Raw genomic sequence first — 23,024 nt, forward strand, 5'->3', positions numbered from 1 at the left:
TTATTCTCCCCCCAAAAAAATATTCATAATACTCTTTAGAAATTCCCATTCACTCTTTTTTTCTTTTAGATAATTAACTCCATCCTCTGTAATTTTAAAATATTTTCTTCTTCCACCACCACTTTTACAATCACCCCAATATGATATTACAAAACCTAATTTTTCTAACCTTTTTAAAACAACATATAAGGTTCCATCCTTGACCTCAAAGGCTTCTTTACTATTTTCCCTAATTAATTTTGAAATCTCATAACCATATAAATCTTTTTCTTGTAAAAGTGATAATATTATACTTTCCACATGTCCTTTTATAATCTCTTTATTAAGTTCCAATATTATCCCTCCCAAGTATAATTATACCATAAAGTACTCTATAGTATAGAATACTTTATGGTATAATTCACAAAAACATAATAAAAAAAAGCTGTATTCCAAATAAGAATACAACTTCTTTTATATTAACTATTAACTTTATCTGACTTTAAACTTTTTTCTAACTTTCTAAGAGTTATTTGATGAAGATAATATCTATACATTTGAATTATTTCTAAACTATTATATTGGCTTAATTCATCAATGGTATTTTTATTATTACCATTAAAAAGTAGTCCTAAAGAATATCTTAAATAAACATTGCAATAAACCTCAAAATATATAAATTCATATTTATATTTTTCTTCACCATAATCATATTTTGGATCATTCCATAAAAACTTTGCTTCTTCGGATAAGCTTGACCATATTCCTACAAAATCATTATAATCTTTTGGAAAGTTTTTTTTCTTAAAAAATTCTTGAAATTTTTCTTCTACTAAAGCTCTCAAACATTTTAAATATCTTACTTCCCCATGTAAATTTTCTGATACAGACATTCTTAACCTTAAGGAATCTCTTAAATCTCCCTGAATTTGCTCATCTGTAGATGCTAAAATATTTTTTATTATTCTCTGTAAGTTCTCAATTCTCTCCTCCATAAAAATCCCCTTTTAACCATTAAATTTATAACTGAAGCATTCATATTATTAATTTAAATAGATTTTATTTTTTAATCTTATTTAGATTTAATATGATTTTTTAATGCATTCATTGCCATAATATATCCATATTCACCAAATCCACTTATCTGCCCAATACAAGCTGGGGCTGTAACTGATTTATGTCTAAACTCTTCTCTTTTGTGAATATTACTTAAATGAACCTCAACAGTTGGTATTTCAACCCCTTTTAAAGCATCATAAATAGCTATGCTATAATGTGTGTATGCTCCAGGATTTATAATTATCCCATCATATTTTTCAAAGTATGCATTATGAATAAAATTAATTATTTCTCCCTCTATATTGCTCTGAAAGCAGTTTACCTCTAACCCTAATTCTTTTCCTTCTTCTTTTATATAATCAATGACCTGATTAAAATCTTTAGCACCATAGATTTCTTTTTCTCTAATCCCCAAAAGATTTAAATTAGGGCCATTTATAACCATTATTTTCATAATATCTCTAACCAAATTATTAAGTTTTACTTTGGTTAAAATCCACCTACTTTCCATTTAGGTTTTTTAGCTGAAAAAATTCTTATCTATTAAAAAAACTATTCTTTCTCTTTTAAACTCCAAGCAGAAATTGATTTGACTATTTCTCTAATAGCCTCTTCAACAGTACCATCATTTATAATTTCTATATCACTATGCTTTTTATATAAATCAATCCTATCTCTATATAAATTAGTAAGTCTTTCTTTACCATCCCATAAAAGAGGTCTTCCTTCTGTGTCTATATCTTCCATAATTAAATCTAAAGGCCTATTTATAAAAACAGTTATAAACTCTTTAAAATTCCCCATATTTTCTTCTCTTGTAACTATTCCGCCACCAGAAGATATAACTACATTTTTTAAGGTTGATAAAAGTTCACAACTTTTACTTTCCAAATCTCTAAAAACCTCTTCTCCCTGAGCAAAAAGTTCTTTTATTTCTTTTCCTGTACTTCTTTCTATGAATTCATCCATGTCTAAAAAATTCATTTTTAATACCTTTGAAAGCTCTCTTCCTATGGTTGTTTTTCCTGCTCCAGGCATTCCAATTAAAAGTACTCCTCTTTTTTTCATATACTAATCCCCTTTTTGTATTTTACCCAATAATATTATTTAAACTTTTAAAATTCATTTTAGTTTTTATTTCTATTTTAAATCCGTAATTATTTCTAATTATACATAGAAATAATTACTGTTTTAAAAGAAACTCTTAATTCTATTAATTATAAAATTAAGTACAATTTAAAAATGTAATCTATACTTATTTTATATCATATTTGGCTAAATTTAGTATTCGAATTAACATTTTCTTATTACAAAATTAACTTTAAAATCTACATTTCAATTCTTCATATATATCTTCTTCTGTAGACTTATCTACTTTTATTCCATTCCAAATCTCTTCAGCTTTAACCCCTTGTCCAACTAACATAAATAATCCATCAACTGTTTTAAGACCATTATCCTTTGCCATTTTTAAAAACTTAGTTTCTAAAGGATTATAAACTATATCCACAGCAACCTTAAATTTTTTAATTACCCTTTCTGAAACAGCTACTGAATTTATATTAGGATACATTCCACAGGGAGTTGTATTAATTAAAGCAAACTCCTCATTAATTTCTTCAAGGTCACCATAACTCATAAAATTAATATTGAAATCTTTAAATTTATCAAAAGCTTTCTCTTTGTCCCTAGAAACCAAAACTATTTTTTTAGCTTTGCTATCCTCTAAATATTTTAAAATACTTCTAGCTGCCCCTCCTGCTCCTAAAACAAAAAAGCTATTTCCTTCAATATTAACTTTTGCTCTTTCTAGCATCTTACCAAATCCATAATAATCAGTGTTATAACCATAGGATTTTCCATCTTTTATTAAAATAGTATTTACTGCTCCTATAGCTTTAGCCTCCTGTGAAATAATATCTAGCTGATCCATAACATTCTCTTTATATGGTATTGTAACATTAGCTCCCTTTACTCCTAAGCATTTTAGGCTTTCCACAATATTATTTTTAAACTCTTTTTTTACAGAAAAAAGATTATATAATCCATCTATATTATTATCTTTAAAAACTTTATTATGTATCTCTGGAGACAAACTATGTCCTAACTTCTCACCTATTAATCCAAATAACTTCAAAATTCCACCTCCTTAATCTTTACAATTTAATTCTAACAAAAAAATTAAATAAAGATAAAACTCTTACACTATACAATAATTAATATTTAAACTTTAATAATAAAACTCCATAATTAATTCATAATTCTATGATTAAATTACCATACAAAACTTATAATAATTAAACTAATAATCTTTTTACATCCCCTGTTGAAAGATTAATAATAATTTTAAGTTTTTTGTTTAAATATCCAAAACCAAATACACAAGTTCATGTAAGACACTTAGTTACCCTACTAGGTGTCTTTTACATTTTAAATAGTATTTTATAAAAAGTTCTAGCTTTATAAGCATAGAATGTTTATTAAGTAAATTATTTATATATTTTTCACCTTATAAAATATAATAATAAAAATTACTTCCACAACAATTAAAAATGCCCTTATGGCAAAATTAGTAGTAATTAACGTATATATAAGAGTTATTATCATTACCAATTTTAAAAATTTAATTAAAGCTTTAATTTCCAAATTTGATACCCTCTTTTTCTATAGTAATTATTTGTTGATAGTCATTATTCTACTCTCTTATCCATTTTCTATAGGGTATTTCAAAAAAAGTTTATGCTTTATTAAAACAAATGGATGTCTTGTTAATTTGACGCCCATTATTATTAACATTTTAAAATTACGCTTTTTTATAACATACTAAAATCCTATAATCGCCTATTGAATCTCTTAACCCCTCTAAAATATCTTTTTTCTATAATTCTAATTAAATTATGCTCTATTATTCAATTAAGGCCTCTTCTCTAATTAATCCTTCTCCCACTAAAAATACAATTTTATTTCATTTTACTTAATAAAATTTTCTCTCATCCCTATTTTATATTGTTGATATTCTTTACTTATATCCATTAATGCATGAAGCATCTCCTCTGCATAAGGTGAAAGTTCTTTATTTTTTACTCGACTTAGATTTTTCTCTATAACTTGATTTTCTCTATCTTTATGAAAAATTTCCATATTATTTTCTTTTTTGTATCTTGCAACATCCAAAACAACATTCATTCTTTCTTCAAAAAGTTTCATAAGTTCCCCATCTATTCTATCAATTTCTTCCCTACATTGAGCTAACTTGTCACTCAAAAATTTCACCTCTTTTCTTTTAACTTCTTTAATCTTTTTTAAGTAAATATTAATTTAAGCTAGAACTTTTCCAAAGTGTATCACTTTGAAATATTTTAAAATATAGTAGACAAAGATTAATTTTAATTAATCTCCCATTCTCATAAAAGTCTACTATACTTTAAACTTTTTATTTTATTAACTCTAATATAGAAATAGCTGCAATGGCTTCTATAACAACTAAGGCTCTTTGAACTATACAAGGATCATGTCTCCCATTTACACTTAGAACTTCCTCTGTCATGTTTTTTATATTTATTGTTCTTTGTTCTTTAGAAATAGATGGTGTAGGTTTTATTACAACTCTGAATATAACTGGCATTCCATTTGATATTCCACCAGTTATTCCTCCATTATTATTAGAGTATGTCTTAACTTTTCCATCTTCTATGAAATATTCGTCATTTGCTTCTGAGCCTTTCATATTTGCAAAGTCAAAACCTGCTCCAAATTCAATTCCCTTTACAGCTGGCACTGAAAAGGCTAAATGAGCTATTGTACTTTCTAAAGAATCAAAGAATGGATTTCCTATTCCAGCCTCTAGTCCTACTATGGCACACTCAACAATTCCTCCAATAGAATCTCCTTCCATTCTATATGAAGTAATTTCTTCTTTAATATCTTCTATTTTATTTGTATCTATTACTGGAAGTTCTTTAGTTAAAAGTTCTTCTAAATCTTCTTTATTTAAATTTAATTCATCAAAGTAAGAATCCTTAACTTTTCCAACTTGCTTAATATGGGACCCAATAGTTATACCTTTTTCCTTAAGTATTTCCTTAGCTAAGGCTCCAGCAAAAACTAAAGGCGCTGTTATTCTTCCCGAGAAATGTCCTCCACCTCTATAATCATTAAAGCCATTATATCTTACATACCCTGGGAAATCTGCATGGCCTGGTCTCATTACATCTTTTATTTTTGAATAATCCCTAGATCTTTTATCTGTATTTCTTATTATCATTGAAATAGGAGCTCCTGTGGTGATTCCATTAAATATTCCACTTAAAATTTCTGGTTTATCCCCTTCTTTTCTCTGAGTTGATAAACTATTTCTTCCTGGTGCTCTTCTTTCCATATCTTTTTCTATGTTATCCATATTTATTTTTATTCCAGGTTCTATTCCATCTATTACTATCCCTATTCCTTCTCCGTGGGACTCTCCAAATATAGATAATTTTATTTTATTACCCCAAACTCCTCCCATTTCTTTGCTTTTAAAGATTATTATCTCTAAAAGCTACCTCCTTTCTGTCAAATATTTTATATATTATTCTTCTCTTAAAATTCCACCTAAGCTCTTAAAATCTTCCCAAAATCCTGGATAAGATTTTTTAACACAATCTGGTTCTCTTATAATAACCTCTTCATTGCATCTTGTAGAAGCAATAGCCAAACTCATAGCTATTCTATGATCTTTATGGCTATATACTTCTCCTCCTATTAACTCTTGAACTCCATTTATTATAAGACCATCTTTTAATTCTTTTATATCTGCCCCTAGTTTATTAAGCTCCGTACAGATAGCATTTAATCTATCACATTCTTTTATTCTAAGTCTTTCTCCATTTATAATCTTAGTTTCTCCCTTACTTAAAGCAGCAACCACTGTTAAAACTGGAATTATATCTGGGCATTGTGAAGCATCTATAATTGTTCCATTTAAATCCCCATGAATTATACTTAAAGACCTTTCTTGACTTTCTATAAGCCTAGCACCCATACCCTCTAATATTTCAATGCATTCCTTATCCCCTTGATAAGAACTTAAATCTAAATCAAGACAATTTATTTCTGAGCCTAAGGCCCCTGCTGAAAAATAAAAAGCAGCCTGTGAGTAATCACCTTCAACCTTATAATTCATAGGCTTATAACTTTGATTTCCCTTTATTAAAAATTCTCTATAATTATTATTTTTTATTGTAACTCCAAACTTTTCTATCATATCTAAAGTTAAATCTATATATCCTTTAGATTCAAGTTCTGTAGTTATTATTATTTTAGAATCCTTTTTTAATAAAGGAAGAGTAAATAATAAACCACTTATAAATTGAGAACTTATATTTCCCTTAACTTTGAATTCTCCACCTTTTAAGCTTCCTTCTATATTTAAATCAAGCTTTTCTTCCTCATAGGAATACTTAATTTCTTGATCCTCAAAAATTTCATAATAAGTTTTTAATGGTCTTTTCCCTAAATTTCCTCTACCGATAAAACTAACTTTATTATCTTTTATTAAGGAAATTGGAACTAAAAATCTTAAAGTGGAACCTGATTCATTACAATCAATAACTTTATAATTAGAGTCCTTTAAAATATTTTCTCCATTTATAATTAGTTTATCTTTTTCTACCTTTATATTTGCTCCTAAAGATTTCATGCCTTCCATAGTTGCAATAATATCTTCTGAAAAATCTATGTTAGAAATAACACTTTCTCCTTTGCTTAAAGAAGCACAAATAATAGCTCTATGAGCCATACTTTTAGAAGGTGGTATCTTTACACTTCCCTTTAACTTACTAGGAGTTATAATTACCTTTTTCACTTTTTACCCACTCCCTATACTTATTTTAAAATTACACTATAAATTTTATCCTCTGTTTTAAACCCATATTAATTTCAAATATAACCCTAAAGCCTTTCTAAGGAAATTCTTTAGAGAATTAATATATTTCTAAATTTAGAAACTAGAGAAACAGTTAAATTAGCCCTAAATTCCTTTATGAAACCAAGTTATCAAGTTATTTATAAAGTAATAACTTTAAATTAATGTTTACTTAACCCCCTATGCCTTTATTCAAAAAATTCTACAGTTGTATTATATATATAACCTTCCCCAATATCTTTTAAAAGGATAACATTTAAATTTCCATTTAAATTCTTCTTATCTAATTTTATAGCTTCTCTAGCTAATCCATTATCTTCAATATTAACATCAGTATTTAATCCATACTTCTTTAATAAACTCTCAATTCTTTCTGCTGTTCCTTTTTTAGTAAGTTCCTTTTCTTCTGCAATCTTGCTTATCATATTCATTCCTATAGCAACTGCTTCCCCATGAGAATAAGTTTCATAATTATAAATTTGCTCTATGGCATGACCTAAAGTATGACCAAAGTTTAGAACCATTCTTTCTCCTAAATCTTTTTCATCATTTTCAACCACTTCTCTTTTTATATTGCAACATTCATAAATAATTTCTCCAATATTCTCTTTTAGATCCTCTTTATTTTCAAAGCCCTCTAACTTTTCAAATAACTCTTTACTCTTAATGCATCCATATTTTATCACCTCTCCAAGGCCATCATTAAAATATTTTTCTGGAAGTGTTCCAAGCATATTTGGATCTATTAATACTAATTCAGGATGATAAAAGCTTCCTACTAAATTCTTACCTCTTTCTAAGTCAACAGCTACCTTGCCACCAACACTAGAATCAACTTGAGCTAATAATGATGTAGGTATTTGTATAAAGCTAATTCCTCTTAAAAAAGTTGAGGCAACAAAACCTGCAAGGTCTCCAACAACACCGCCACCTAGAGCTATAATTAAATCACTTCTAGTTAGTTTAAAATCTAAAAGTTTATTATATATTTCTGGTAATGCACTAAAAGACTTACTCTTTTCTCCTGGTGTAACAGAAATAACTTCAACTTCAAATCCTTCATTTTCTATGTTTTTCTTTATAGCCTCTCCATATATATCATTTAAATTATCATCAGTTATAATAGCTACTTTTTTCCCATCAAATACAGTTTTTATGTATTCTCCAAAGTAATCTTTTAAATCCTTTTGAATTACTATATCATAACTTTTTTCATCTAAATTTACTCTTAAAACTTTCATTTTTATCACTCCAAACCCTTTAAATTTATGTTTTATAAAAATATTAATTTTATTATGTTATTTCTATTTAAGTATAAATTTAATGGGAGTTTAAACACTCCCACTAAATTAAATAATATTCTATAACTCTCTACCAACAGCCTTTGCGATAGCTCTTAAATCTTCTAAAAGCTTGCCGTACTCTTCTGGTTTAATTGACTGTTGACCATCACATAAGGCATTAGCAGGGTCATTATGTACTTCTATTATTAATCCATCTGCACCTACAGCTATGGCTGCCTTTGATAATGGTTCTACCATCCATGACTTTCCTGCTGCATGGCTTGGATCAACAATTACTGGTAAATGACTTAGTTTTTTAATAGCAGGTATTGCACTTAAGTCTAAGGTATTTCTTGTATAAGTTTCAAAGGTTCTAATTCCTCTTTCACAAAGAATTACATTTTCATTTCCACCGGCCATTATGTACTCTGCTGACATTATAAGTTCCTCTATTGTAGCTGACAATCCTCTTTTTAAAAGAATAGGTTTTTTTGTCTTTCCAAGCTCTTTTAAAAGATCAAAGTTTTGCATATTTCTCGCTCCAACTTGAATAACATCAACATCTTCAATAAACTTTTCTATCATACTAGTTGACATTATTTCTGTGACTATAGGAAGGCCTGTTTTTGCCTTAGCCTTTTTTAGAAGCTCCAATCCTTCAAGTTCTAACCCTTGGAAACTGTATGGTGAAGTTCTTGGTTTAAATGCACCACCTCTTAAGAAGCTTGCCCCTAATGCCTTAACTTCTTTGGCTATTTCAGTTATTTGTTCCTCACTCTCTACGGAACAAGGGCCAGCTATTAATGCTATTTTCTTATCACCAATTTTATTTCCTAAGACATCAATTATAGAGTTCTCTGGATGGAATAATCTATTTGCCTTTTTAAAGGGCTCTTGAACAGGCATTATTCTCTCTACATTTTTGTTTGCTTCTACTTTAGCAGGATCTATTTTACTTGTATCTCCAACTAAACCAATTACACACATTTCACTTCCAGAAATTCTTTGAGTCTCAACTCCAAGTGATTCTATCTTTTTTATCAATTTTAAAATCTCCTCTTCCTTTGTTCCTGGTTTTAATATAACTATCATAATTCGCCCTCCTTTTTTATTTTAACCTTTTTATCTAAAATAGTCTAAATGTAAAATTAAACTGTTTAAATTATACTATTGCAAAAAAATAGAACCCACTTTAATGAGTTCTATCAAATAAATTATAATACAATATTACTATAATATTAATATCTATCACGTTAATTATACAAACCCATTAGTTAAAAGAGCATAGTTTTTGTTGCACATAAAAGATCCAGCGCTAAAATGAAAGCCCCAGCTAGAGTAAAAGCTATAAAATTGTGCTACTAATCCCTTTACTAATAAATTTAGCATAACATCCTCCAAAAAATTTTTAAACAGTTATTTCTAAACTTTTTTAAATTTATTATACACTTTGTAATTTCAAAGTCAATAAAATTTAAAACAAAAGTAGTATAAGACTCTATATAAAATCTTATACTACTTGCTTAAAATTTACTTCAATCTAATTAAAATAATTAAAACTTATTATCTTGCAGTTCTAACAGTTATTGATTCCTTAGTTGAAAGTTCACCATTAGAATATTTAGCAGCAATCTTAAAGTTATAAATAGTGTGTCTGTTTAATCCATTAAATGTAAATTCAGTTTCGTCAGCACCTATTTCTTTAACTTTCTTACCATCTTTATAAAGAACATAGCCTTCTAATCCATAAGTTTTTTCTGGTGCTTCCCAGTCTACAGTTACATTCTTCTTAGCCTTATCAGTAACCTTAAAGTCTCTTACTGGATTTACTACAACTTCTTCTTCAACTTGTGGATTTCCAACCTTAACTCTTACTGTATTTGAGGAAACTTTATTTCCATTAACAGTAACATTTACTTGAACATCAGCAAATCCTTCAGAAGCTCCAGTCATCATTCCATTTTCAATAGTTAAAACCTCTGGTTTTGAAACTTTATATTCAATCTCAGCTTCTTCTAAATTAATACTTGCACCATTATTCATTAATGCATTTATAGCAAATGGAACGCTTTGTCCAACTTCTAAATCATGCTCTACTGTATTTAAGTTTACATGAGCTAATTCAGGAGATTCAATTGACTTATCTATTTCTTTAACATAAAGGTTATCTAAGATTACCTCTTTAAATCCTTCACCTTTTTCTAATGTGATGTAATAATCTCCATCAAAATCACCAGTTGTAAATTCATGAGTTACAGACTTAGTTTTAGTGAAAATATCTTGTGCATAATTTGAACCAGTAGCCTCTAAAGGAATACTTACAACCTTTTCGCCATCTCTATTCTTAATATTAACAGTATATCCTGGAGCAGCATTTTCTAATGAATATAAGAATCCAAATTCATAAGTTTTATTTGGTTCTAATTGGAATGATGAAACATCTGTAGTTAACATTTCACCTCTTTCATTTGGTTGTTGATTAGATTTTAATGAGAATCTTCCATCAAGTACCCAGTTCATTCTTTGATTAGCATCTATAGATATATCCTTCTCAGCTAAGTGAGATCTATTTGAATGTCCTCTTCCTGGAGCTAAATAGAATGGTGATATACCTTCATCTACGTTTTCAAAATCTTCGTAGAATACATATCCATCCCTATTAGTGTGTCCTGGATGATCCCATATTCTAAAGTCATCAACTAGTACAACTGATTCAGCATCTCCTTCTGAAGCCTTTAAGTAAACATCAGCTGAATTTACTCCTTTAGGTACAGTAAATTCTACTTCCATTCTCACGAAAGTATCGTCAATATACTTAACACCTTCTCCTTGTCTTACTTTACCACCACTTGTTATTACGTTAGTGAAATCTTTTCCACCAACATTAACTCCTAGTGTAACTTCTCTATTATTATCATTTTTAACCCATGCAGATACTGAATAAGTTACTCCTTCTTCTAATCCACTTATGCTTTGAGAAATTTTAGCATCAGCGCCTTCATTTCCACTTATTTTAAGAACATCATTACCTAATCTTTTTTGAACACTTTCATTTTCAATAGTTATATGATCTGTATTTTCAGCAGTAGATTCTTTATTCCACTTGTCAAAAGTTTGAGAGTCAAATCCTGGATCAGCTATTTCTGAGCCATATCCCCAATCCTCTATTCTCTTCTCTTCAACCTTTTCCTTAGTAACTATATAAGGAGTATCTTGTTTTACTTCTAAATTAACTTTTCCATCTACAACTGGTACTTCCTTAACTAAAGTTCTTCCTAAATCTGATAATTCATATAAATAAACTTTGTCATTAGAGGTCCATCCTTCTGGTAAAGTCCATTCTGAAGTAGTTCCTAATGGATTCCAGTGATATATCTTCTCACTATTTGCCTCATCAACAGGATTCCATGGTAAGAATAATTGGGTATCTCCTATACCTGTATCTCCAATTGAGTTTTCTGGAGTAGTAGCAACTAATCTATCATTTCTATAGTAATTTATATTAGAGTTTTCTCTAACAGCCTTAACTCCATTTTCAAATAATACTTCATTTTCACTCATCTTAGTTATTGGGAAGTGTTGTAAATACTTAGTAGGTAATACTTGATTATAGAATACTTCTGTACCATAAGTACCTTCTATATCATGTCTAGTTCCCCATCCACCTGATAATAAATGCTTATTACCTTTTACTAATGGATCTGCTAAGAATGAATCTTGAGTATCATTTTTCATAAATCTCATTATTTTACTTGCATTCCCTTTATTTGGATACGCAGGATCTCCACCCCAGTGAGTCCATGGAACATGTTGCTCTAATGGTCCATTCATTTCTGTTGCAATCATAATTCCATAATCATTTATCTTTTCTCCTAATTGATGAGCATTCCATCCATTACCTGTATAAACGTCAACGTAAATCCATCCTAGTTCTGGTGCATCTTCCATTAACATATCAAGTCTTCTGAATAATTCACCACTAGTTATATCTCCTCTTTGATTTACATAATAAGCTTGGTCTAGCCATCCCCATCCTGGAGCATTTTCGTTAACTAATTCAGTTGGATATTCAAATGCATCCATAGTATATTCAGTTGCATTTATATGAACACCTATTTTAGCATTATATTCCTTACCTTGCTCTATTAAAGTATTGAAGTCTTCCTTACCACCTTGTCTCATACCAATATGTCCGCCATAGTCTGGATGAGAGTCGTCATGTCCTTCTGCTTGATATCCCTTATGAAGAACTAATTGTCCAAATCCATCTGTATAATTTGAAAGCTTTTTAATTGTATCTAATGATCTTAGGAATGGATTTTGAGTGTATCCAATATTAAAATCAATATATGACATTTGATTTTTTATTTCTTCTCCCCCTACTGGAATTTTCATGTTTTTTCTATATTGAATAGCACTGTCTTGCCAATCTACTTGACCATCTTCATTCTCATCTCTTGCTATAATTACTTCTGACCATGGCTTTTCACCTTGATATAGCTTACTTCCTTGGTCTGTTGTCTCTTGAAGAATTTCTTTATAAGTCCAAGTACCATTTGAAATTCCAACTTTTTTATAGTTTGTATTGTCAGGAAGAGTATCATTTTCTGTTGTTAATACAACCCTATTTCCTCCTTCAATAGTATTATTATTTATAGTAACAGCAAACTTATCATCATTTATAAATGCATAAGTTTTACCCTTAACTCCTGGTCTTAATTTAGCAACATCTGTAAACTCTTCATTTATGTTATTCCAGTCACCAGTTGTTAGAACAGAGGCTGTTTTACCATTATTTAAACTGCTTACTGAAGCTAAACTATGATTTGGGAAATTTAATGTTTGAAGTTTAACATCTCCTTCTTGAATATCAGTAACTTCCATTCTTAATTTATTTTCATTAACAGTCATCTTTAAAGTAATAATCATTCCTATATCTTCAAAGTTTAATGTATATATACCTTCATTATTTGCAAATTCACTAGTTACTTTTGGAATTCTCTTCTCACCATTAATTTCAACCATATATTGAGCTTCTAAATCATCTACAGATGCTCCTGATAAAACATCCTCAGTTCCTTTCCACTCATATCTAACAACAGTTGGGAATCTATTATCTAGAACAACTTTCATAGAATCTGATTCTATAGTTTGCTCTTCTAATGGACCAACTTCTGGTGCCATTATTCCACCTAATTCCTCAACAACAAGATTATCTAAAGTAACATTTTTATTTCCAAACCATCCAGTTAAGCCAACTTTTCCTCTTGCATCTGGTAAATTAGATACTGCAACCTGACCTATTTTTTCACCATCAACCCACATAGTAATATTTGTATCTTCTACTTTAAGCTTTATTCTATAAGTTTTTCCTGGCTCTGGTGTAAATGAACCTGGGAATGCACCATATTTACCATCTCCAGTTTTCCATACCCAAGAACCATTGTCGTAACAAACAGCTCCCCACTCAGTTTCTGATACATATCTAAATAATAGACCTATTCTTCCTCCATTATTGTCAACAGAAAAATCAGTTTCATAAGTAAAGTTCTTAACCTCTGGAGAATTCATATCAACAGCTATTGATACTCCATTCATAGGTATTTTTACTTTACCCTCTTCATAACTTGGAGATCCTCCTCCTTGTACAACTTGCCAGTCTCCCCTTGTTTCTTCTGTGTCAAAATTAGTTTCATAATATGCCAAATCTGAACTTACAGTTACATTAGCTATTGCTTTTACATCTGTACCTTCAACTGTACCTTCAACTTTGAATATACCTGGCTTTGAATAACTTTCCTTAGGTATATAATTCCAAGAAACATCTTTAATACTAGACATACCATTTTCATGATTTACTGTAACACTTGATGGTAAAATAGGCTTAACTCTTGGATAAGTTTCTACATTTACTTCATTTATTGATACTATAGGTCCCTTATCTATAGTCATAGGAGCATACTTAATATAATCAAATTTAGTGGTTTTAGAGCCACCCCATCCTCTATATCCAACTTTACCTGCTTGTAATGGAATTAAATCTGATTCTTTATCATAAATAGTTTCAAATTCTCCTCCATTTACAGAAACATTAACAGTTAATTTTTTCTCAACAAAAGTAGCCTTAACTGTTACCTCATCTCCATTATTTAGTTTTGGGCCTGAAATATCCTCCCACTTACTTTTATTTTCTATAACCCAGCCAGTACCTGAGTTATAGTTAATCATTCCATAGTTTGACTCAGTTGCTCTGAATATTATTCCAGTTTGAGGACCTCCAACTGTAAATTTACTTTCTAACTCACCATTTTTTATATTAGGCGATTGATCTTCCACAATTCTATAGTCTCCATTATTAGTAACTGATAAAAATCCATCAGTCACCTCAACACTTCCTGAGCCTGCTAATTTTGTCCAAGTAATCCCCTCTGGTCTATCATAGTTTTGAATATAGGCCTCAGCCTCTTCATCACTATTAGTTACAGTTTCAGCTGATTCACTATTAATCTCATCTCCAGCTTCATTAACAGGTGTAGCAAGTACTGAAATTGGTAATTGTCCAACAATAACAGCAGCGGCTATTATTGCGGCAATCTTTTTATTCATGCATTTTCTACCCATTTTTTCTTCCCCCCTAATTTCATGTTAAATGTTTACATTTATAATTTTATCCTTTAATTACAATAAATAACATGTACATTTTATACTTTATTATGTATTTTATTTACGGATACTTTATTTAAGATTAAATTATTTTTATAAGCAAAAAGAGTTATCAAAAATAGATAACTCTTCTTCATAGGATGTAATATTAAAATTTAAACAACTTAATATAAACTAAACTTATTATTAACACTTAATTATAAAAATTTTATTTAGTATAAAGCCATAATACATTTTAAAATAAAAGAACTATCTAGTTTAGATAGTTCTTTTAAGGGTTAATTGTTGACTATAAGTAAAATATATTCTTTTATAAATATAATTTAATGTATTAATTTATATTGTAAATGCAGATTATATTATTTATTGAAAGCTTTGTTATAATCTTCAATGAATTTTTTCATACCAGCATCAGTTAAAGGATGTTTTACCATTTGAAGTATAACATTATAAGGAATTGTTGCAATGTGTGATCCTGCCATAGCTGAATCTAAAACATGCATTGGGTTTCTAACACTTGCAGATATTATTTCAGTGTCTATTCCATGTAAAGCAAACATTTCAGCGATTTGAGTTACAATTTCAATTCCTGGATTTCCGATATCATCAAGTCTTCCTAAGAATGGACTTACGAATGATGCACCAGCTCTAGCTGCTAATAAAGCTTGTAATGGTGAGAAGATTAAAGTAACATTTGTTCTTATTCCTTCACTAGCTAATACTTTTACAGCTTTTAAACCTTCTTCACACATAGGTATTTTTATAACTATATTTTTATGTATTTTAGCTAATTCTCTTCCTTCTCTAACCATTTCGTCGCACTCTAAAGCCATAACTTCAGCACTTATTGGTCCATCTACTATGCTACATATTTCTTCAATTACTTCTTTAATATCTCTGCCTTCTTTTGCTATTAATGAAGGATTAGTTGTTACTCCAGCTAAAACTCCTAATTTACTAGCTTTTCTTATTTCTTCTACATTGGCAGTATCGATAAATATTTTCATTTCATAATCTCCTTTTCATTACTTTAAAAATATTAATTTGAATTCCATACTTTTCTATTAATCGTTTCCACAGATAGATATTAACATTCCAAAAAGAATTATTCAATATTTTTATCTAAAGTTTACATTTTGTTAATTTATTTTTTCTATATATTATGCTATAATATAATATTTTAGAACTTTAATATATCATATTAAATGATTAGAGTATCACTTATGTAACCTTTATCATTTAAAGTATATACAAATAATACAATTAATCTTCTCCGCTTTATTCTGTGTAAAAATCATAAATACTATTTAATCTAAATTAATTTTCAATTCAAAATCTCATCTCCTAAACCTATTTTCAAAATAATATCTTAAAATAAAATCTTATATAAGATTTTAATATTAATTAAAAATATATTTTAAATACCTACTCTCAACCTCTAAACCTCTAAATTCTATCCCCAATTATAACCCAATGATTTTATGCATAATATTTCATTATAAAATGCATAAATAAATAATTTTATTTATTTTTTAAATAAATATTGCATAAATATACTTTAATATGTATAATTATTAACAAGCAATAAACAATAAATATTAAAGGTGGAATGTATATGAAAAAATTTAATAAAGTAATTTTAGCTTATTCAGGAGGGTTAGATACTTCAATAATAATTCCTTGGTTAAAAGAAAATTATGGTTGCGAAGTTATTGCAGTAGTAGGAAATGTTGGGCAATCTGAGGAATTAGTTGGGTTAAAAGAAAAAGCTATAAAAACTGGGGCATCTAAAATATATATTGAGGATCTAACTAAAGAATTTGTGGAAGATTACATCTTTCCTACCATACAAGCTGGGGCAAAATATGAAGGAAAGTATCTACTAGGCACTTCTTTTGCTAGACCTATAATAGCAAAAAGATTAGTAGAAATTGCAAAGCTTGAAGGTGCAGATGCTATTTGTCATGGATGTACTGGAAAAGGAAATGACCAAGTTCGTTTTGAATTAGCAATTAAAACTTTTAATCCAGAAATGCAAATTATTGCTCCATGGAGAACTTGGGAAATTAAATCTAGAGAAGAAGAAATACAATATGCTATAGACAATGAAGTTCCAATAAATATTACTTATGAAACAAATTATAGTAAAGATAAAAATCTATGGCATTTAAGCCATGAAGGTTTAGATTTAGAGTTTCCTGAAAATGAACCTAAATATGATAAAATTCTTGAATTATGTAATACCTTAGAAAAGGCTCCTAATGAAGCTGAATATATTACTTTAGGTTTTGAAAAAGGAATTGCAACCTCATTAAATGGCGAAAAACTAGATGGAGTCACTCTTTTACAAGAACTTAATAAAATTGGTGGAAAACATGGTATTGGTGTTATAGATATGGTTGAAAATAGATTAGTTGGTATGAAATCAAGAGGAGTATATGAAACTCCAGGAGGATCTATTTTATATAAAGCTCATAAAGATTTAGAAGAATTATGTTTAGATAAGGAAACTTCCCATTACAAAGAAATAGTTTCCTTAAAATTCGCTGATTTAGTTTATAATGGTCAATGGTTTACCCCTTTAAGAGAAGCCTTATCTGCCTTTATATCAAAAACTCAAGAAACTGTAACTGGCGAAATAAAATTAAAATTATATAAAGGAAACATAATAAATGCTGGAATGACATCACCATATTCTTTATACAGCGAAGAATACGCTACTTTTGGTGAAGATGGAATATATAATCAAAAGGACGCTGAAGGCTTTATTAATCTTTTTAGCTTACCATCTATAGTACAAGCTAAAATGGCTCAAAAGTTAAATTAAGGAGATAACTATGTACTTAATACATAGCTAATATTAAATTAGAGCTAAATATTTTATGCTCTAAACACTATATAAATGAGGTGAATTTATTATGAAATTATGGGGCGGAAGATTCACTCACCAAGTTGATGATCTAGTTAACACTTTTAATTCCTCTATTTCTTTTGATTCAAGAATGTATAAGGAAGATATAATTGGAAGTATCGCTCATGTTACTATGCTTGGTGAAGAAAAAATTATTCCAAAGGAAGATAGCAAAAAAATTGCTTCTGGTTTATATGAAATATTAAATAAATTAAATCAAGGAGTATTAAAAATAGATAACTCATCAGAAGATATACACAGTTTTATAGAAAGTACTCTTACAGACTACATTGGTGAAGAAGGAAAAAAGCTACACACTGGTAGAAGTAGAAATGATCAAGTAACCTTAGACACAAAATTATATTTAAAAGGATATATTAAAATTTTAATATGTGAAATTTTAAACCTTGAAAAAACTCTATTAAATCTTTCTTCAAAAAATAAAGAAACTATTATGCCAGGATATACCCATATGCAAAAGGCTCAACCTATTACCTTTGCTCATCATATTTTAGCATATAGCGAAATGTTCAAAAGAGATATATCTAGATTACTGGATTGTTATAAAAGACTTGATGAAATGCCTTTAGGTAGTGGTGCTTTAGCAACTACTACTTACCCTATAAATCGTGAAAAAGTTGCAAATCTACTAGGCTTTTCAAAAGTTACACTAAATAGTTTAGATTCTGTTTCTGATAGGGACTATGCTATTGAAACACTTTCTTGCCTCTCTTTACTTATGATGCATCTTTCTAGATTTTCAGAGGAAATAATCATCTGGTCTACTGATGAATTTAAATTTATTGAATTAGATGATAGTTATAGTACTGGAAGCAGTATTATGCCACAAAAAAAGAATCCTGATGTTGCAGAATTAGTAAGAGGAAAAACAGGGCGTGTTTATGGAGATTTAATCACACTATTAACTGTTATGAAGGGACTTCCTTTAGCTTACAATAAGGATATGCAAGAAGATAAAGAAGCTTTATTTGATGGATTAGATACTACTCTACTTTCCATAAAAACTTTTAATGGAATGATAAAAACAATGAAAATTAATAAGAGTATTATGAAAACTTCAGCTTCTTCTGGATTTACTAACGCCACTGATGTAGCTGATTATCTAGTAAAAAAAGGTGTAGCTTTTAGAGATGCTCATGAGATTGTAGGAAATTTAATTCTTTATTGTATAGATGAAGGAAAATCTATTGATAACTTATCTTTATCTGAATTTAAAACTTTCTCAAATAAGTTTGAAAATGATATATATAAAGCTATTAATCTTTTAACTTGTATAGAAGAAAGAAAAGTAATAGGTGGACCAAGTATTTCATCTATAAATATTCAAATTGAACATTTAAATAATTTTATACAAGAAAGTAATGAAAAACTTAATTTTCTAAAATAGCACTAAAATATAATAATTATTTTTTATAAATTATAAGATAAATTTAATTTAACAAGTAATACTAATCTATATTTTTAAATATAGATTAAAATAAAAAAGATGATTTCTACAAATATAGAAATCATCTTTTATTTTAATTATTCAAAATATCTTTTTAATAATCCTTCGAAAGCTCTTCCATGTCTAGCTTCATCTTTACACATTTCATGAACTGTGTCATGGATTGCATCTAAGTTTAATTGTTTAGCTAAAGTAGCTAAATCTTTCTTACCTTGACAAGCTCCATGTTCAGCATTTACTCTTGCCATTAAGTTAGCTTTAGTATCAGCTTCTACAACTTCTCCTAACATTTCTGCAAATTTAGCAGCATGTTCTGCTTCTTCAAAAGCTATTCTTTTATAAGCTTCTGCAACTTCTGGGAATCCTTCTCTATCAGCTTGTCTTGACATAGCTAAGTACATTCCTACTTCTGTACATTCACCAGTAAAGTTAGCTTGTAATCCTTCGATTATTCTTTCATCTACACCTTTAGCAACTCCGATTCTATGTTCATCAGCGAAAGCTAAATCTCCACTTTGTTCTACGAATTTATCAGCACCTGCTCCACAGATTGGACATTTTTCTGGTGCTTTTTCTCCTTCATAAACATATCCACAAATTGTACAAACAAATTTTTTCATAATAAAATCCTCCTAATATTATGTCTCCATATTTTTCATCCATAGGTTATTAAGAAAATTATCCTACTAAATCTCTTTCTTTATAATCTATAGATTTAATCTGTTAATTTTTTCTTAACCTTTATTAATATTATATAATAATAATTTTCCATTATCAACATATTTTAAATAATTTATACTTTTAATAAAAAATAATCCTTTATCAATTTTTTTATATTAAAATTTAAGTTCAAACTATTATTTATTGTAATAAAACTATTCATATTTTATCATTTCAATTTTTCATACAAAAAAGAAGGGATTTTTATCAAAATATAATAAGAAAACTTACAAACATATTTAGAAAATTAACATCTAATTTCCTCGTAATGTTTGTAAGTTTTATAAAAAGTTATTTTGATATAAGCCCTTCTCTCAATAAAATAATGCTTAGTCTTGAGAATAAATTTTCTAACAAATTAACAACTTAAAAGCCCTTAACTATATTAATAATTTTAACGAAATATTTTATAATATATTTCTTATAAAAGGCATATTATCTTACCACTTTACCAAAAGGCATAAGAGATAATTTAGCCAATTTTAGTGACTGTATTGCAAAAGGTATTCCTATTATTGTAATAGCAAACATAGCTGCACTTATTAAATTTCCTAGAGCTAATGTAAATCCACCAAAAACTATCCATAATATATTAAGAATAAGATTTCCTGCTCCATCGTCAACAGTTACTACTTCTTTACCAAAAGGAGCTAATTGTAACCCTGCTAATTTAAAACATTGTAATCCAACAGGTATTCCTACTATTGTTATGCACCATATACATCCCCAAAATAACCATCCTAAAGCATTAAAAAATCCACCAAATATCATCCAAATAAGATTTCCTAAACAACTCACTATTTTTCCTCCTTGTATAATAAATATTTAATTTTTATAATAATATTTACTTTGATTATATAAAAAAAATGTTCTATTCTTTCTTAATCTTTTTAAATAAACTAATTTTATATAAAATAACAAAATCATCTTAATACAGTAATTATTTAAAATTAACCTACCTCCAAATACCCTTTTGATTTTAAACTCCATTTTATTTAAATTTTATATAATAAAATCAAAAAGTATTTTAAATAAAATATCATTTTTTTCTTTAGAATTCAACTAATTTTTATATATTTTTTAATTATTTATAATCTTTTTAAATTTATATACTAAATTTTTTAATTTTTTTGTTGACATTTTTCTTTTATGTATATATAATAAGTATTGTCAACAGGACATGCCGAAGTGGCGGAACTGGCAGACGCACAGGACTTAAAATCCTGCGGTGCTAACACACCGTACCGGTTCGATTCCGGTCTTCGGCACCAAAACTCTTAAACTTAGTTTAAGAGTTTTTTTATTTTTGACAAAACTAAAAAAGTCCAAACACAAAAGCTCTATTAGAGTATTTTTATTAGATATAGATAAAACAAACTAATTTCACTGCTGTTAGATTGTTTACCTATATCTAATATTTTTTTCTAATAAAGCCTTTTAGTTTCTATCAAATAATTTTTCTTATTAAGGAAATATTAAACCTTCTAAACACATTTTAAAGTAACTCTGTCTAAAGCTCCTTTATACTTATTAAAAAAATATTGAACCATCTAAACTTTAGATAGTTTATATTTAAATACTTAATTTTTATTGTAATTATAGTTATAAATTAAAACTGTATTGTTTAAATTCTATATAAAAATATTAAATACTAAATATATAACTTATGATTATAATATATTAAAATTTTCTAATTTCTAAGAGCTATTTAGCAGTACCTATGTCTTTTCTAAAATACATTCCCTCAAAATTAACTTTTTCTATATTTTTATATGCATTTTCTTTAGCTTCTTCTAAAGTTTTTCCTTTACCTACTACAGAAAGTACTCTTCCTCCACTAGTTACTAAGGTATCCCCTTCTTTTTTTGCTCCAGCTATAAAGTATTCTCCCTTAAGACTTTCATCTATACTTATTTCATAACCTTTTTCATAAGCCTCTGGGTATCCCTTTGATGATAAAACAACATTAACGCAATATCCTTCATTCCATTTAATAGTTGTTTCATTTAATTTTTCATCTAGTGCATTTAGTATTATGTCTACTAAATCACTTTCCATTAAAGATAAAACACTTTGTGTTTCTGGATCTCCCATCCTAACATTATATTCTAAAAGTTTAGCCCCTTCTTCTGTTATCATTATTCCAAAGAAAATAACTCCTTTAAAGTCAAAACCTTCTTCTCTTATACCTATTAAAGTTTTATCTAATATATTTTCATAAAAATCAGCTAAAACCTCTTCAGTAACATATTTATTAGGAGAAACAACTCCCATTCCCCCTGTATTTTTACCTTTATTTCCATCAAATATTTGTTTGTGATCCTTAGCAGATAAAAATGGTAATATTACTTTTCCATCTGTAACTGAAAGTATTGATGCCTCAACCCCTTGCAAAAATTCTTCTACTACTATTTTCTTACCTGCTCCCTTAAATACATCCTCTATCATAAATAAATCTAGTGTTTCTATTGCCTGATTTTTATTTTCACATATTACAACACCTTTACCAGCTGCTAACCCATCAGCCTTTATGACTCTTGGATACTTACAATTTTCTAAATAACTTTTAGCTTCTTCATAATCATAGAAAACTTCGTAATCAGCTGTCTTAACACCATACTTTTTCATAAAATCCTTAGAAAAACTTTTACTACCTTCAAGCATAGCTCCAGCTTTATCAGGTCCAAATATTTTTAATCCTTCCTCCTTAAAAGCATCAACTATACCATTAATAAGCGGCTCTTCTGGTCCTACAACAGTTAAATCAATATTGTTATTTTTAGCAAATTTTAATAAATCACAAATCTTAGTAAGCTCTATATTTTCACATTTATTTTCCTTAGCTGTTCCTCCATTTCCTGGAGCCACATAAATTTTTTCTACTTTAGGACTTTTTCCTAATTTCCATGCTAAAGCATGCTCTCTTCCACCAGATCCGACTAAAAGTATCTTCATATATAAAAGGTCATATAAATTAAGCTTAGTTTAAATAGTTTTTAACTTATATAATTAACTATTTAAAATTCAAATTAACTA

General features: G+C 28.3%; 18 protein-coding genes and 1 tRNA gene. 3 read left to right on the plus strand and 16 right to left on the minus strand.

Annotated elements, in window-relative coordinates; all coding sequences use genetic code 11:
- The 13 genes from QP548_RS09435 to fsa form a co-directional block, all read right to left on the minus strand.
- Positions 1–333, minus strand: coding sequence for a PadR family transcriptional regulator (locus tag QP548_RS09435; RefSeq protein WP_049039995.1), 333 nt, complete (start codon positions 331–333; stop codon positions 1–3).
- Positions 334–458: 125 nt separating this feature from the next.
- Positions 459–974 (minus strand): hypothetical protein, encoded by a 516-nt coding sequence (locus QP548_RS09440; RefSeq protein ID WP_061426623.1) that lies wholly within the window; start codon positions 972–974, stop codon positions 459–461.
- A gap of 77 nt (positions 975–1,051) precedes the next feature.
- Entirely contained in the window at positions 1,052–1,492 is a 441-nt protein-coding gene (gene aroQ / locus QP548_RS09445; RefSeq protein ID WP_003453023.1) for a type II 3-dehydroquinate dehydratase, read from the minus strand.
- 98 nt (positions 1,493–1,590) lie between these two features.
- On the minus strand, positions 1,591–2,106 hold the full coding sequence (locus QP548_RS09450; RefSeq protein WP_061426621.1) for a shikimate kinase: 516 nt from the start codon (positions 2,104–2,106) through the stop codon (positions 1,591–1,593).
- A gap of 253 nt (positions 2,107–2,359) precedes the next feature.
- Entirely contained in the window at positions 2,360–3,175 is an 816-nt protein-coding gene (aroE, locus tag QP548_RS09455) for a shikimate dehydrogenase (protein ID WP_061426619.1), read from the minus strand.
- 833 nt (positions 3,176–4,008) lie between these two features.
- A complete protein-coding gene (locus QP548_RS09460; protein WP_061426617.1) occupies positions 4,009–4,302 on the minus strand; it encodes a chorismate mutase in 294 nt (97 codons plus the stop codon).
- 169 nt (positions 4,303–4,471) lie between these two features.
- Positions 4,472–5,545, minus strand: a complete 1,074-nt coding sequence (aroC, locus tag QP548_RS09465; protein WP_061426615.1) for a chorismate synthase — start codon at positions 5,543–5,545, stop codon at positions 4,472–4,474.
- A gap of 63 nt (positions 5,546–5,608) precedes the next feature.
- Positions 5,609–6,883: a 3-phosphoshikimate 1-carboxyvinyltransferase gene (aroA, locus tag QP548_RS09470; RefSeq protein ID WP_061426608.1), complete on the minus strand. Its 1,275-nt coding sequence runs from the start codon at positions 6,881–6,883 to the stop codon at positions 5,609–5,611.
- A 248-nt stretch (positions 6,884–7,131) separates the two neighbouring features.
- The gene (gene aroB / locus QP548_RS09475; RefSeq protein WP_061426606.1) at positions 7,132–8,184 is read right to left on the minus strand and encodes a 3-dehydroquinate synthase; all 1,053 of its coding nucleotides are present in this window, start codon (positions 8,182–8,184) and stop codon (positions 7,132–7,134) included.
- Between the two features lie 120 nt (positions 8,185–8,304).
- On the minus strand, positions 8,305–9,318 hold the full coding sequence (gene aroF, locus QP548_RS09480) for a 3-deoxy-7-phosphoheptulonate synthase (protein ID WP_003476979.1): 1,014 nt from the start codon (positions 9,316–9,318) through the stop codon (positions 8,305–8,307).
- A 165-nt stretch (positions 9,319–9,483) separates the two neighbouring features.
- Positions 9,484–9,615, minus strand: a complete 132-nt coding sequence (locus QP548_RS09485; protein ID WP_003452864.1) for a hypothetical protein — start codon at positions 9,613–9,615, stop codon at positions 9,484–9,486.
- A 174-nt stretch (positions 9,616–9,789) separates the two neighbouring features.
- Positions 9,790–14,847, minus strand: a complete 5,058-nt coding sequence (locus QP548_RS09490; RefSeq protein ID WP_061426604.1) for an endo-alpha-N-acetylgalactosaminidase family protein — start codon at positions 14,845–14,847, stop codon at positions 9,790–9,792.
- A gap of 401 nt (positions 14,848–15,248) precedes the next feature.
- Positions 15,249–15,896, minus strand: a complete 648-nt coding sequence (gene fsa / locus QP548_RS09495) for a fructose-6-phosphate aldolase (protein ID WP_003453088.1) — start codon at positions 15,894–15,896, stop codon at positions 15,249–15,251.
- Positions 15,897–16,504: 608 nt separating this feature from the next.
- On the opposite strand from fsa, the gene QP548_RS09500 reads away from it, so the two are divergent.
- Both QP548_RS09500 and argH read left to right on the plus strand, forming a co-directional pair.
- Positions 16,505–17,716 (plus strand): argininosuccinate synthase, encoded by a 1,212-nt coding sequence (locus QP548_RS09500; RefSeq protein WP_061426602.1) that lies wholly within the window; start codon positions 16,505–16,507, stop codon positions 17,714–17,716.
- 91 nt (positions 17,717–17,807) lie between these two features.
- Complete coding sequence (argH, locus tag QP548_RS09505; RefSeq protein WP_061426600.1) at positions 17,808–19,208, plus strand: argininosuccinate lyase; 1,401 nt, start codon at positions 17,808–17,810, stop codon at positions 19,206–19,208.
- A gap of 137 nt (positions 19,209–19,345) precedes the next feature.
- Here argH and QP548_RS09510 read toward each other — a convergent pair whose 3' ends face one another.
- Together QP548_RS09510 and QP548_RS09515 are read right to left on the minus strand one after the other, a co-directional pair.
- Positions 19,346–19,888 (minus strand): NADH peroxidase, encoded by a 543-nt coding sequence (locus QP548_RS09510; protein ID WP_003453016.1) that lies wholly within the window; start codon positions 19,886–19,888, stop codon positions 19,346–19,348.
- Positions 19,889–20,423: 535 nt separating this feature from the next.
- On the minus strand, positions 20,424–20,786 hold the full coding sequence (locus tag QP548_RS09515) for a YccF domain-containing protein (RefSeq protein WP_003476972.1): 363 nt from the start codon (positions 20,784–20,786) through the stop codon (positions 20,424–20,426).
- A gap of 384 nt (positions 20,787–21,170) precedes the next feature.
- Here QP548_RS09515 and QP548_RS09520 point away from each other — a divergent pair.
- Positions 21,171–21,259 (plus strand) — tRNA-Leu (locus QP548_RS09520).
- Positions 21,260–21,692: 433 nt separating this feature from the next.
- On the opposite strand, the gene purD is transcribed toward QP548_RS09520, so the two are convergent.
- A complete protein-coding gene (purD, locus tag QP548_RS09525) occupies positions 21,693–22,943 on the minus strand; it encodes a phosphoribosylamine--glycine ligase (protein WP_061426598.1) in 1,251 nt (416 codons plus the stop codon).
- Between the last annotated feature and the right edge of the window lie 81 nt (positions 22,944–23,024).

This window comes from Clostridium sp. UMB9555A (assembly GCF_030222355.1).
Lineage (GTDB): Bacteria > Bacillota > Clostridia > Clostridiales > Clostridiaceae > Sarcina > Sarcina perfringens.